Source organism: Streptomyces agglomeratus, assembly GCF_001746415.1.
GTDB classification, from domain to species: Bacteria; Actinomycetota; Actinomycetes; order Streptomycetales; family Streptomycetaceae; genus Streptomyces; species Streptomyces agglomeratus.
Window position 1 is genome coordinate 387361 of sequence record NZ_MEHJ01000001.1, and the last position, 12744, is coordinate 400104.

Annotated in this window: 13 protein-coding genes and 3 pseudogenes; 5 read left to right on the plus strand and 11 right to left on the minus strand. The window is 67.3% G+C overall.

The window, feature by feature from the left end; all coding sequences use genetic code 11:
• Positions 1-114: 114 nt before the first annotated feature.
• On the minus strand, positions 115-516 hold the full coding sequence (locus AS594_RS01455; RefSeq protein WP_420877763.1) for an ATP-binding protein: 402 nt from the start codon (positions 514-516) through the stop codon (positions 115-117).
• 675 nt (positions 517-1191) lie between these two features.
• Here AS594_RS01455 and AS594_RS01460 point away from each other — a divergent pair.
• The 3 genes and pseudogenes from AS594_RS01460 to AS594_RS40630 all read left to right on the plus strand — a co-directional run.
• Complete coding sequence (locus AS594_RS01460; RefSeq protein WP_069925264.1) at positions 1192-1623, plus strand: NfeD family protein; 432 nt, start codon at positions 1192-1194, stop codon at positions 1621-1623.
• Positions 1624-1626: 3 nt separating this feature from the next.
• Entirely contained in the window at positions 1627-2673 is a 1047-nt protein-coding gene (locus AS594_RS01465; RefSeq protein ID WP_069925265.1) for an SPFH domain-containing protein, read from the plus strand.
• Positions 2674-3017: 344 nt separating this feature from the next.
• Positions 3018-3332 (plus strand): annotated as a pseudogene (locus tag AS594_RS40630) (integrase core domain-containing protein); the annotation flags it as partial.
• A gap of 409 nt (positions 3333-3741) precedes the next feature.
• Here AS594_RS40630 and AS594_RS01470 read toward each other — a convergent pair.
• Positions 3742-4410, minus strand: a complete 669-nt coding sequence (locus AS594_RS01470; protein WP_069925266.1) for a carbonic anhydrase — start codon at positions 4408-4410, stop codon at positions 3742-3744.
• A 482-nt stretch (positions 4411-4892) separates the two neighbouring features.
• Here AS594_RS01470 and AS594_RS01475 point away from each other — a divergent pair, with 482 nt between their 5' ends.
• On the plus strand, positions 4893-5225 hold the full coding sequence (locus tag AS594_RS01475) for a hypothetical protein (protein WP_141746891.1): 333 nt from the start codon (positions 4893-4895) through the stop codon (positions 5223-5225).
• Here the strand turns inward: AS594_RS01475 and AS594_RS45865 are convergent.
• The 8 genes and pseudogenes from AS594_RS45865 to AS594_RS47860 form a co-directional block, all read right to left on the minus strand.
• Positions 5192-5290: pseudogene (locus AS594_RS45865) on the minus strand (XRE family transcriptional regulator); the annotation flags it as partial. The gene AS594_RS01475 and the pseudogene AS594_RS45865 sit on opposite strands and share 34 nt — an antisense overlap.
• A gap of 286 nt (positions 5291-5576) precedes the next feature.
• Positions 5577-5948 (minus strand): low affinity iron permease family protein, encoded by a 372-nt coding sequence (locus AS594_RS01480; RefSeq protein ID WP_069933630.1) that lies wholly within the window; start codon positions 5946-5948, stop codon positions 5577-5579.
• A 73-nt stretch (positions 5949-6021) separates the two neighbouring features.
• The gene (locus AS594_RS01485) at positions 6022-7071 is read right to left on the minus strand and encodes a fatty acid desaturase family protein (RefSeq protein ID WP_069925269.1); all 1050 of its coding nucleotides are present in this window, start codon (positions 7069-7071) and stop codon (positions 6022-6024) included.
• Between the two features lie 379 nt (positions 7072-7450).
• Positions 7451-7822, minus strand: a complete 372-nt coding sequence (locus AS594_RS47855) for an STAS domain-containing protein (protein ID WP_079148679.1) — start codon at positions 7820-7822, stop codon at positions 7451-7453.
• A 406-nt stretch (positions 7823-8228) separates the two neighbouring features.
• Entirely contained in the window at positions 8229-8999 is a 771-nt protein-coding gene (locus AS594_RS01490; RefSeq protein WP_240508894.1) for a YihY/virulence factor BrkB family protein, read from the minus strand.
• A 111-nt stretch (positions 9000-9110) separates the two neighbouring features.
• On the minus strand, positions 9111-9281 hold the full coding sequence (locus AS594_RS44405; RefSeq protein ID WP_167367969.1) for a hypothetical protein: 171 nt from the start codon (positions 9279-9281) through the stop codon (positions 9111-9113).
• A 62-nt stretch (positions 9282-9343) separates the two neighbouring features.
• Positions 9344-9499 (minus strand): DUF6131 family protein, encoded by a 156-nt coding sequence (locus AS594_RS44410; RefSeq protein ID WP_167367970.1) that lies wholly within the window; start codon positions 9497-9499, stop codon positions 9344-9346.
• Positions 9500-10049: 550 nt separating this feature from the next.
• Positions 10050-10247 (minus strand): annotated as a pseudogene (locus tag AS594_RS47860) (YxiG-like protein); the annotation flags it as partial.
• 335 nt (positions 10248-10582) lie between these two features.
• Between AS594_RS47860 and AS594_RS43775 the strand changes: the two are divergent.
• Positions 10583-10771 (plus strand): hypothetical protein, encoded by a 189-nt coding sequence (locus AS594_RS43775; RefSeq protein WP_069933626.1) that lies wholly within the window; start codon positions 10583-10585, stop codon positions 10769-10771.
• Between the two features lie 47 nt (positions 10772-10818).
• Here AS594_RS43775 and AS594_RS01500 read toward each other — a convergent pair whose 3' ends face one another.
• Entirely contained in the window at positions 10819-12306 is a 1488-nt protein-coding gene (locus tag AS594_RS01500) for a SpoIIE family protein phosphatase (RefSeq protein WP_069925272.1), read from the minus strand.
• Positions 12307-12744: the final 438 nt, after the last annotated feature.

Consider the following 12744-nt stretch of genomic DNA (forward strand, 5'->3'; position numbering starts at 1 on the left):
GTAGAGGGCGGAATTGACCCGTGCTGCCTCACCATCCGTGGTGATGGTGCGGCTTGCTCCAGGTGGTCTACCTGCTGACGTCCACGCTGTCGTCGAACTGGAACTCACCTTTGATCACCACGGCAGGAAGGTATGCACCGTCTTGCCGTCAACCTCTGGACCGATGATCGTCTGCTCTGCCAGCGCGTTGATGAGGTGCCAGCCCAGCCCACCGCATCCGTTGAGGTCGAACGGCCGTGGCCGGGGCTCTGTCGGGTTGGTGTCGGTCAGGGCGACGTGCACCCTCCCGCTCAGGGTGCTCCCCAGGGTGAGGGTGAAGGGGCCGGGAGCGAAAGCGAACGCGTTGGAGGACAGTGCGGAGACCACGAGCAGCACGTCATCGTGAGCATCCGAACTCGCGGGCGGGTGCATGCGGCTGAGGCCGCAGAGAAAGTCGGAGGCCCAACTGCGGGCTTCGCTCACATCACGCAAAGTGCCGTCGAAGTGCCAGCATTGTTCGACACTCATGGTGGTCAACAGTCCGGCGTCCGAATGATGATCGTCGCGCCGGTCGGCTGAGGCTCACTTCTTCCTGCCCGATGCGACTACGCCAAGGGACTGAAACTGACGAACTGGGCTGGTGACGCTGGGCGGCGCCGCACTCGCGCTACTCACCCCGCGGCATGTCGTCCACACGCTGTGGCGGCCCACGCGCCACGGAGGACTCCCGCCGCGTCACGACCATCGCGTGACACCTCCGGCCGGCTTCGGCGAGGCAGATGCGCGGAAAGCCAACGGCGGGCTGTCAGCCGAAGTCGTCGGCCACGCTGCGGCTCTTCCACGCGCAGCCGTGTCCGCGCTCGTGCCGCCGGACGCAGGGGGCCCGCTGGAACCGCGTCGGTGAATGCAAATCGTCCAGGGCCCGGCGAGCCGACTGAGCTGTTGGGCGTCCACTCGGAACAGCGCAGGCCCCTCGGACGGCGTGTTCCATGCCCTCAACGATTGACGACCAGATCGTTCCCCCTGCGAGGCAAGGCCGGTTTCCTACCGCCTAATATGGGTAAAATTACCACAAAGTAGTCAATCGACTGAGGCTCTGGGCTCATCGCAACCGGCTCGCTACGCAGACTCCCGCAAGCAGCGTCATATTCAGATGGTCCGGGGAAGTCGGCCGGCCAATAGCGCGGCGTCACCGGCTGGGAGGGGCACGCAATGGATCCGTGGCTGATCTGGTTGGTCGTCGCAGCAGTGTTGGCTGTGGCGGAGATCTTCACGCTCACTGCTGCCCTCGGACTGCTGGGTGGGGCCGCTCTGGTGACATCCGGGTGCGCCGCAGTAGGGCTTGCGCTGCCCTTGCAGTTCGTGGTGTTCACCATCGTCGCTGTGGTCAGCGTGCTGTTCGTGCGTCCTCTTGCGCTGCGCCGCATGCTGCAGCCCCAGGCGGAACGCTTTGGCATTGATGCACTGGTCGGCAGGGCCGCCTACGTGGTCTCCGAAATAACGGTCACCGGAGGAAGGGTTCGTATCGGAGGCGAGGAATGGACCGCCCGCGCCTATGACGAGACGCTGGTGATTCCTCCCGGAGCGACCGTCGATGTCATAGAGATCAGCGGCACCACCGCGCTCGTTTACCCCCGGGAGTGAGCCATGGAAGCCTCGGCATTCCTTATTGCTGGATTGCTCGTCGCGCTTTTCGCAGTCTTCACCGTGTTGCGGGCCGTACGCATCGTGCCGCAGGCACGCGCCCGCAACGTCGAAAGACTCGGCCGCTACCACCGCACGCTGAAGCCCGGCCTCAACGTGGTGATCCCTTACATCGACCGTGTCCATCCGGTGATCGATCTGCGGGAGCAGGTCGTATCGTTTCGACCGCAGCCGGTGATCACCGAGGACAATCTGGTCGTCGAGATCGATACCGTCCTGTACTTTCAGGTCACCGACCCACGCGCAGCCTTTTACGAGATCGCGAATTTCCTGCAGGCAGTCGAGCAGCTCACTGTCACCACCTTGCGCAACGTTGTGGGGTCCATGGACCTGGAAAGGACACTCACCTCACGCGACACCATCAACAACCAGCTCCGTGGCGTCCTGGACGAAGCCACGGGCAAGTGGGGGCTGAGAGTCAACCGTGTGGAGATCAAGGCCATCGACCCCCCGCAGTCCATCAAAGACGCGATGCAGAAGCAGATGCGGGCCGAGCGCGACAAGCGGGCCGCCATTCTCGGCGCCGAGGGACAACGCCAGTCGCAGATCCTCACCGCTGAAGGCGACAAGCAGTCCGCCGTCCTTCGAGCGGAGGGCAACCGCACCGCGGAGATCCTCAAGGCCGAGGGACAGTCCCGGGCCATCGACGAGGTGTTCCAGGCAGTACACCGCAACGACCCCGACCCCAAACTGCTCGCCTACCAGTACCTCCAAATGCTGCCCCAACTCGCGCAGGGCTCGGGCAGCACACTCTGGGTAATCCCCAGCGAGGTCACCTCCGCACTCCAGGGAGTGTCCCGCGCCTTCAGCGAGGTACTGCCCCAGTCATCGGCCACCCGGGAGAGCCCGTCGGACGACAGGGCCGCCCAGGTCGCCGACGACGCCGCGCAGGCGGCAAAGGCTGCTGCCGAGGCCCTCGCCGATGCGGCCAAAGCCGATGGTGCCGCGTCCAGCACCCCTGCCGACCCACACTTCGCCGGCGGCCGATGAGGCCCACCCGACTACCGAGTCCGCCGGCTCCCGGTCGCGAGATCCGCAAGGCGGTCGAGGGGCCGGAACTGCCCGCGTGCTGGCTGCTGGCCGAATGGCCTGCGAGCGAGGCGGAGCCGGTTCTCGAACCTGCCCGAGGACACGCCCCATGCTCGACCTCACCGGCATCAGCACCCTCATGCCCTCCCACCCCAGCGCCACCGAAGCACTCAACGCGCCTCCGCAGCTGGAAACACGACCACACCGTAGACCCCGGGCAGTCCGGCCGTGTCCTTGGCCGGTGACAGGATCGACACGGGTACACCTGGCCGACGCGCTCGGGCGGCGCGTGACGGCCTTCTCGCATCACCGTCGAGCGCGTCCTGACCGACAACGGCTCCTGCTACCGCTCACGCGACTGGCACGATGCCCTGGCGGCGGCCGGGATCGCCCACAAGCGAACCCGGCCCTACCGGCCGCAGACCAACGGCAAGGTCGAACCCTTCAACCGCACCCTGCTCGACGAATGGGCCTACGCCCGCCCCTACCGATCAGAACAAGAACGACGCGACGCCTTCCCACACTGGCTCCACACCTACAATCACCACCGCGGACACACCGCGCTCGCAGGCAAACCACCCGCCAGCCGCGTCCCCAACCTCACAGGGCAATACAGCTAGCGCGGGTGCCCACAGACATCACCAGCCAAGATGCGGGTGCGGGTCCATGAGTGCGCGGGGAAGCCCAACACCGCGGCATACGGTCCACGCGGGAGGGGCAGCCCCCATGCCTCCGATGCCCGCAGAACCGATAGATCACTGGGCGCATCGAGGTGAACCCGGTGCCACCACACGTCGCCCCACCGGGTCCCACCGGGTCCCTGGGTTGGCGACGCATACGAGCTACAGGCCGATGCCGCCCCAGGCCCGCTTACCAGGGCCTGGCTGGCAGCGCAGCCCATTCACTCCTTGAGAAGAAGTTGACCAGTGTCCGGCACCTCGGTGGCGGCACCAATCGCCTTACGGCTGTCCGGGGTGTGCAGGCCGTCTGAGCGGGCCAGACGGCCTGGCACGGCAACCGGAGAACCGCTCACAGGTGGGGTGTAACGCCCCCCGGGCCCGAGGCAGCCATCTCCGCCGGAAGACCGCGGGCCGTCACAAGTCGGGCACTGCCGTCGGCCAACTGGTAGGACATGCCCACCACGGCCGTGCGTCCTGCTGTGACCTGGTCAGCGAGCGCCCGGGAGCGGTCCAGGAGAAGGGCAACGGTGTGCCGGATGTGCTCGTCAATGATCTCGTCGTCCCCGCTGAGCCCGGCGGCCCGGGCGGCCAGAACACTGGGCGTGACGCGCTCGATCACGTCGCGCACGTATCCGGTCGTGCTGCCCAAGCCGTCGGTCAGGGCAGCGCGAGTGGCCGCGACCGCGCCGCACGAGTCGTGGCCCAGCACCACTACCAGCGGGCTGTCCAGCACGCTCACGCCGTACTCGATGCTGCCCAGCACCTCCGCCCCCGCCACGTGGCCCGCAGTGCGGACCACGAACAGGTCACCCAGGCCCCGATCGAAGATGATCTCGGCGGCCAGGCGGGAGTCAGAACAGCCGAAGAGCACCGCGAACGGACGCTGGCCCGGGGCAGTCTCGGCGCGGCGCGCGGCGTCCTGGTTCGGGTGCTGCGGCGTACCCGCGACGAAACGCTGGTTGCCGGCCAGCAGCAGCGCGAAGGCTTCGGACGGAGTCGGGGACGTGGCATCAGTCATGAGCCGCAGATTACGACAACCCAGCTCGCTTACAGCGCGGGCGTCTGCCAAAGGCGGCATGGGCGCGTCGGCCGAGGACTGAGCATCCTCGTGTCGCCGTTGCATCCCCAGCCGCCAGGCGACGGCGGCCTCCAGCCGAAGCCGAAGTTCACGGCGCACCCGCTCTGTCCGGTAGGGCCGGTCACCGGGCAGCTGCCAGGGTCCGGCGCGCTGCCGGGAACGCGCTGTTCACCGTGTACCGCCACACAGTCCTCAACGACACCATCACGATCAGGACTGCCGCCGATGGGTGACCGTTGCGCCAGTGATCGGATTTCGGAGTCTGGATGAGCCGTGTCGTCGTCGCTTGCGTGCCGCGCTGCCGACGGCAGCGATCTGCGCACCGCCTGCTGCGGACGCGATGACCCCGGCGAGCGGGTCCGTGATCTGCCCACTGCGACCACGGTGCCGTCCCGGACCATTTGCCGGCGACGGCCGACGCCGTGACCAGCGCGGAGAACTCTTACCCCGTGCTGGGATGGCTGCGCCGCGGCCCTTCCGCCGAGGCCCTCGCCCAGCTCGCCGGTCAGGCCGAGCCGCTCACTCACGAGCTGCTGGACAGCCTCCCGCAGAGCGCCACCACCCGGCACGTCCGCTGCTTGCTCGTCATCGCCGACCTGTTCGGCATCAGCCCCTCCACTGCCGAGACGTGGGCGAAGTACGCCAACGACAGCTGGACCCGCTACCTCGTTCCCCGAGCAATAACGGGCACGGCCCCTGCATGGCTGCCCTGCTACACAGGTCAGCTTGCAGCGCCAGGACCGGGCGGGATGTGAACGGTCATGATCAGGTGCCAGGTCCCCGTGCCCGAACCGCGGTAGGTGTGAGCGGCATCGCCGTCGATCGCCCGCAACGGGCACCGGTCCCTCACCGACTCACTGGTGCTTCACCCTCGATGAGGGTCGCGCCGCCTCTTCCAGGCGATCCCACGAGCCAGCAGCCGAGGCCCTCGGTGACCAGCGGACCTGTCGGATTCGGGGCGCTGGCCGTAGCGTCGTCGAAGCCGTCGTCGCTCATCCTGCTCGTCAGTCACCGCTGAACAGTTGGAGTTGCGGGGCAGCATCCGCCACCGGTCCACCGTGTCCCGCTCGTCCGCCTCCGTTGAGGAGAAACGGGACTCGGGTTGCTCATGAGTCGTCCTCCAATCCAATCAGAGACCGCAGCTCCTGGTGGGCCTTTCCTGGGCCGCGGCCTTCCTGGCCTTCCAGCAGGGCTGCGGCGATTGCGTCGAGCTTGCTTTGGACCGCCCGTTCGGCCCGTAGCTCGGAGTTCTTGAGCAAGGCCAGCAGGAGCAGGGTCACCGCCGACATCGCCTCGCCCGCGAACAGGAGCCATTTGACCGGCAGACCGATCAGGTGCAGGGCGACGACCACGGCGACCAGGAGCAGGCACACCACGAAGAACGTCGCTGAACTGGTGAACCGTGAGGCGTTCTCGGCCAGCCTCTCGAAGGGCTTGTTCCGCGAGCCGCCCCGGTCGGACGGATGCTTGAAAATCATGCGACTTCTTTACAGCGGACCGGGGTCCGCCCGGCGCAGCCACGCTCACTGACGGATTGGCTTGAGCAGGCGGTCAGCCTGTCTGCCGCAAGGGGGAACTGGCGTGGTGCAGACTCTTGATCGTTTGCCGGTAGGAGTCGATCAGTCCCGTCTGGAGGTACGGCACGCCCAGCTGTTCGCAGTACCGGCGGACGATGGCCTGGGCGTGGCGCAGGTTCGGGGACGGCATGCTGGGAAACAGGTGGTGTTCGATCTGGTAGTTCAAGCCACCCAGAATGACGTCGGTGATCCGTCCGCCGCGGACGTTGCGTGAAGTGAGGACCTGGCGGCGCAGGAAGTCGGGGCGGTGCGGTCCCGTCAGGGTGGGCATCCCTTTGTGGTTGGGGGCGAAGATGGAGCCCAGGTACACCCCGAACAGACACTGGTGCACAGCTAGGAAGGCCACCGCTTTGCCCGGCGGCAGGACGGCGAACAGCAGGGCGCAGTAGAGGGTGAAGTGTCCGAACAGCAGGGTGCCTTCCAGGCGGCGCTGTTTGAGGGAGCGATTCGCGAGGGCGCGGACGCCGGCTACGTGGAGATTGAATCCCTCAAGGGTGAGGAGGGGCAGGAAGAGGACGGACTGGGCCCGCCCGACCATGCGGGGCAGCTTTGAGGCTTGGCGGGCCTGGGCTTGGCTCCAGACGAAGATGTCGGGTGCGACGTCCGGGTCGAGGTCCTCGTGGTTGGGGTTGGCGTGATGGCGGGAGTGCTTGTCCTGCCACCATCCGTATCCCATCCCGATCCCGAGGTTTCCCGCGAGGCGGCCGGCGGCAGCGCTCGCTTTCTTTCGCGTGAATACCTGCCGGTGCCCCACGTCGTGGGCGACGAGAGCCACCTGTCCGAACACGGCGGCCAGAAGAGCACCAACGGCGAGCGTCCACCAGCTGTTGCCCACCAGCAGGAACGCTCCCCAGCCGGCGAGGTACAAGGCAGCGACGAGCGCGATACGCACGGCGTAGTAGGCGGGCCGGCGGCGTAGCAGCCCGGCCTCCTTGATCTGTTTCGAGAGCCGGGCGAAGTCACTGCCGCCCCTCGGATACCGGCCTTCGGGTGCGGGTGGGCGCAGCGGTGCCTGAGTGGTCATGACGGTCCTTGTGTTCCGGTAACCGGGCTCATCGTGTGCTGATGGCCGGCCGGGCAGCGCTGTGTGCCGGGTGCCGTGCTTCCTCTGGGCAGTCGGGTACCGAAGGCAGCGGAAAATTCTTGGGGAGCCGGGACTTGGGTGAGTTGTTGATCGGGCACGTGATCCGTCCTTCTGTCTGTGCCGATGCGGAAGTGTCCCCTGTGTCGAGATTCATGCGTCACTGATGGTCTGGAGCGTCCGTCGGACGTACGCCCGCCCCCCTCTGGGCGGGGCTCATAGGCGTGACGTTGTGCGGAGCGTGAGGCTTCGCCAAGGTTCTGGCCCAGAGCATCCGAGCGGGGGCTGGCGCAGTCGTCCACGGTTGGGCAGCTGGTCCCCGCTATGAGGTCACTGGTCGAGGGGCACCGTAGGAACGAGTCTCAGTGCCGGAGCGGTGGCGGGGCCATCGGTGAGGAAGCAGGTGTCGGTCACCTCCAAGAGCCTGACGACGGCGGGCAATGGACCGTGGAGACGTACGGAATTGCCCGTGCCGCCGACGTGCGGCGGCCAGGAGAGCGTTCAGGCCGCTGACGTCGCAGAACGTAAGCCCCTCGACGTTGATCTCGATGTCGCCCCGGCCGACGGGCTGCAGGCAGTTCTGAAGAGCCGTCTGCAGCAGGGGGACTGATTCCCGGTCCAGCTCTCCCACCAGGGTGAGGCCCATCCGGGTTTCCAGGTTCTGGTTCACCAGCAGGGTGCGCGCAATATGCATAGCGCCTCAGTCAGAAACGGCTCGACACCGCAGTGACACACTCAGGGGCAGGTGGTTCCGCACGCCGTAAGTGCGGGCCTTCCTCCGAACAAGACCAGGATCGAGCCTTCGCGACTGCGCGCTGCTCCCGCCCCGCCGCCGCTCCGGGGTACACGGGATTCTGGCAGAATCCTGCATCACCGCTGTGCTCAACGCGCCGAATTCCGTGGCGCTGATATGAGCCTACGCCGCATATCAGGCGTCCGACAGGTGCGTGTCCGCGACGGCTGGAAAGTGGGCCGGTTGTGACGCTTGCAAGTCGACTCGGACAGAGGACCCAGCGCTTGCGGCCGGACAGTCCAACATCACCGCCAGCCTGCCCGTGGCCGAGCTGCAACAGGGAGTCCAGCCCTGGGGGGGCTGGCAGCTAGGAGGTCGCGTCCCGTCTGCGCCGTTTCATCGTGCGTGTCCTACGTGGGAGTTTTTCGCACAGCAACCGGCCCACCAGCGCGCCGCCGAAGACGACGACGCCTACACCGACCAGCCAGGACTGGACCACGAGGACGGTTCCGACGGGGCCGAAGCTGACGGTGTTGGATGCGATCAACGGCGAGAAGACGAGTCTGGAGAAGAGGCGCAGGCCGAGCAGCCCGATGACGGTGACCATGGCGCCGGGGAACAGGGCGCGCCAGCGGATCCGCCCGCCGAGCAGCATGTGCTGGGACCACCAGAGGAACAGCAAGGCGCTCAGTGATGCCATCACCCCGCCCGCCAAGGGCTTGTCCCGCAGGGTCGTGGTGGCGGAGAAGAAGAGGTATCCGGTGAGGACGGTGAGCCAGACCACGTGCCGCCACCTGGCCCACCAGCGGGCCGGTGGGAGGTCCCAGACCTTCTCGTAACCGCTCTGGACCGCGGCACCGAGGGTCAGGCCGAACACGGCGAGGGCGGCGATGCCGAAGGCCGTCGTGGTCCGCAGGGCCTGGCCGGGCTGGATGAACAGATGCTCGACCTGCTGCCTGGATGCCCTCGAGACCCCGAGCCCTTCCCCCAGCCACTGCGCGAATCCCCGTCCGTTCTCCGGGTCTCCCGAGGAGACGATGATCAGCAGGGGCACCAGAGTGAGAAATCCGAGTGCGGCGAAGCCCAGTGCTCGTTGTCCCAGTCCGAGAGCGCTGCTCCGCCGCCAGGCGCGCCCCACGGTTGAACGGCTGACCGCTCGACGCGCCCGACGCAGCGAAGAGGAATGGTGGCGGGCGTGGAGGGCTTCATCGGCATGAACTCGTGGCTTGAGGGGCCGCAGGTGCCACGTTCAACCGGCCGGGCGTCGTCGCGAGCGCGATACCGAGCGCACGAGCAGATACAGCACGGCGACCACGGCGAGCAGCACCCCGACGGACAGCAGATACAGCATTCCGTCCACGACGGCGCCGATAACAACCAGAGCGGCCGCGCTGCCGAGGAGTACCAGGAAGACGACCATGACGCTACGCTCCCGAGGCCGAGGGGGCAGCCGTACCGGACGAGGGGCAGGGGTAGGGCCGACTACCAGTAGTGCCGGCGACCGCCGACCGCGTGACCGACCGCACCCAAAATCCATAGGAGCACTCCGATAGCGACCAGAACGATCCCGATGGTCCACAGGATCGAGATGCTGGCCACGAAGCCGATCACAAGCAGGATGACCCCAAGAATGATCATGATGAACTCCGATCTCGCAGAGACCTCAATGACAGGGTAGGCGCACCCTGTGGAGCGCGTCTTCTCGTGGGCGGTTGCGCCGTCAGCCCGGATCTACGACCCGGCCCGCCCGCTGCACCTGTGGGCCGCACTGATGCGTGTGAGCTGGAGTTCGACCAGCGCGCGTTGGCGGAGAAGTACGGCACTCGACGGACGGTGAGACAGGCTCTGCAGTCGGCGGTGCCGCCGACCGAAGATGCCAAAGCACGGGATGACGTGGCTGGCCCCCGCGAAACGGTGGATGGACGCGACCCTCGGGGAGGACCAGACCGCACCGCGCCAGAGGTACACCGCCCGGCGCCTCCATCAGGGGCTGGCCGCCGGATACGGCTTCGACAGCGCGACGTACTCCACGATCTGCGACTACGTCCAGATCCGGCGCCCGCAGATCGAGGCCGAAATCCGTCGCGGCCGTCAGCACATTGAGGGCATGGTTCCCCAAGCCCACCTGCCCGGGAGGAGGCCGGGGTCGACTTCCCCGAGGTTGGGTACAGCTATGTGCCGCTTGTGGCAGGGAGACCCGCCAGGTCTCCGCAGGCACTGACGTCTCACATCGGGCCTCGACGCAGTACCGGAAGAGGTACCGCCGGTAGGCTGGCGCTACGCCGGTGCGGGGGTCAGCCGTCGCGTAGATGATGAGCTCGTAGTCGCGCATGTAGCTGGTGTATCCGTGGTGCACGACAGCGTGATCGAAGGTCTCGTCCAGCATCTGCTCATACCGCCCCTTTTACCTCACTTGACGAGACCTTCGACAGCGAGATTCACAGGCGTTAGACACCGTTGCCTCAGAGATCGCCCGGACAAGTCCCGGCTGCTCGGTCAAGAAGCGGGAGGGGTGGACGAGTTCGCGGCCCGGTTGCTAATGCGCTCGCAGCAGCAGCGATGCCTGACCTGCGAACTTTGAGGCCAGGGTCTCACTACAGGTGTCTGCCGGGCGGCGCGCCACCGGCCAAGGTTGAGCTCTGCCCAGCGCGACAGGATTCATCCTGAACCCCCCGCGTTGGCGCCCTTCCCGTCAGGCGCCCGAGCGGGTATGCGTACACGATGGACGCCCATTCTGCGGCGGTGCCGGTTGCGGTAGATGACACGATCAGCGAGATCGTGGAAGCCGTCCGCGCAGGCGACGACCCACGCATCCAGGCCTTACTCACAGCCCTGGCACACGTCGCGGACATGGCCACCCTCATTGTCCTGCGCAGCCGCCTCGACGAGGCTCTCCGCTACAACCCCTGACGGACCAGCCCCCCTTCTCGGCGGCCGGTGCTGGGGCCAAACGCCTGTCACGTGGTCTGGGCGATGAGGAGGGCGACGTCGTCGTGATCTCCGGGGTGCCGAAGTCCCTGGAGCAGCCAGTCGCAGGTGTCCTCGAGCGGGCGCTTGGGGTCGTCGAGGAGTGTGAGGAGGACGTCCAGGCGGGTGTCGATGGCTGTGTCGCGGGTTTCGACCAGGCCGTCGGTGTAGAGGACGAGCTGGTCGCCGGGGCGGAGGGTCAGGGTGGTGGTGTGGAAGGTTACGTCGCCGACGCCCAGTGGCGCGCCGGTGGGCAGTTCCAGCAGTTCGGCCCTGCCGTCGAGATGCAGGAGGGCCGGCGGCAGGTGCCCGGCGAGAGACAGGTCGCAGCGCGCCTGGCGGGGGTCGTAGACGGCGTAGACACAGGTGGCGATGGCGTCACCCAGGCCGGCGGTGACGTGGTTGAGATGGTGCATGACCTTGGCGGGTGGGAGGTCCAGGTCGGCCAGGGTGCGGGTGGCGGTACGGAGCTGGCCCATAGTGGCTGCGGCCGCGACCCCGCTGCCCATGACGTCCCCGACGACCAGAGCGGTCTTGTCTCCGCTCAGAGGGATGACGTCGAACCAGTCGCCGCCGATCTCGACGCTGGCTTGGGCGGGGCGGTAGCGGGTGGCGATCTCAAGGCCTGGGCGCCGCGGTGGCGGATGCGGCAGGAGGCTGCGTTGGAGGGTCAGCGCGGTATGGCGTTGTTCCTCGACGGTGCGGTGTCGTTCGGTGACGTCCACGCTGGCGGTGGCGACTCCCAGCACTTTCCCGTTGGGGGCTTCGAGCCGGTAGAACGAGATCGACCAGGCATGGTCGTTGTCCATGTCGGCCGCGGTGCGGCCGGCGGTGTACTGGTCCAGGACCGGGACGCCGGTGGCCAGGACCTCGCGCATCGCCGCTTCGAAGGACTCCTGCAGCCAGGGCAGCACCTCATGGACGTGGCGGCCAATGTGCTCGGCGGCAGGCACGCCGTTCATCCGCTCCTCCGCCGGATTGACCGAGACGTACCGAAGGTCGGTGTCCAGCACGCCTAGGCCGATGGGTGATTGGGACACCAGCCGGGCGGACAGTGCCAGGTCCCGTTCGACCTCGCGGAGCGTCGCCTGGTCAGTAGCCAGACCCAAGGCCCAGTACTCTCGCTGGTCGTCCTGCAGCCGCATGTTGCGGAACTCAACCAGCCGCGTGCTGCCGTCCTTGCGCCGGATGGGGAAGACACCGGCCCAGCTGCCGCCGCCTTCCATGACCTCGGCGAACATGTCCAGTACGAGCTCCCTGTGCTCCTCGCTGACGAGCAACCGGCCGGCGTGCTCGCCGAGGGCCTCCTCGGCGCTGTAGCCGAACAGGTCCTCGGCCTGCGGGCTCCAAAGATCGATCTTTCCCTCGGCGTCGAGGAGAACAGCCGCCACTCCCAGCACGTCGAGCAGGCCACCCGGCCCGGACGCCGCAGCCCCCGCCATGTCGGGATCGCCCCGTGCGGGGTCGCCTCCACTCATATATCCGGCTCCCTTCTCCTCCCGCCCGGCATGACGCCTGGAGTACTGGCCAGTACATGCACCCGACCCATGCCCCTGGCTCGGCTCCCCCATCGTCTGTGTACACGGCCCTCTCGCGAACGCCGCGCTGCCGTGCGGTGTCTAGAGTCGCAGGCATCTCCTCCGGGCTCGCGCACATCGGCGAGGCGTGTTTCGACGGAGGGGTCCGGCGGTGGCCGTGATCGTCGTCGGGATGAGTGTGTGGACAGCCCTCGCGATCGTGGCCCCCCGCCGGTGTCGAAGCGCCGCTTCTACGTGGCGCGGTGTTGTGTGGGGTGACCTGCAGTCGTGCCTCTGTGGGGAGCTGGTGCCAGCCGGTGGAATGGCGGGCACGTTCCAGCGGGCCGTGGCACAGCGCCTGGACGGTGCCGGGTGGTCAAGCGGACGCTGCTGGCCCTG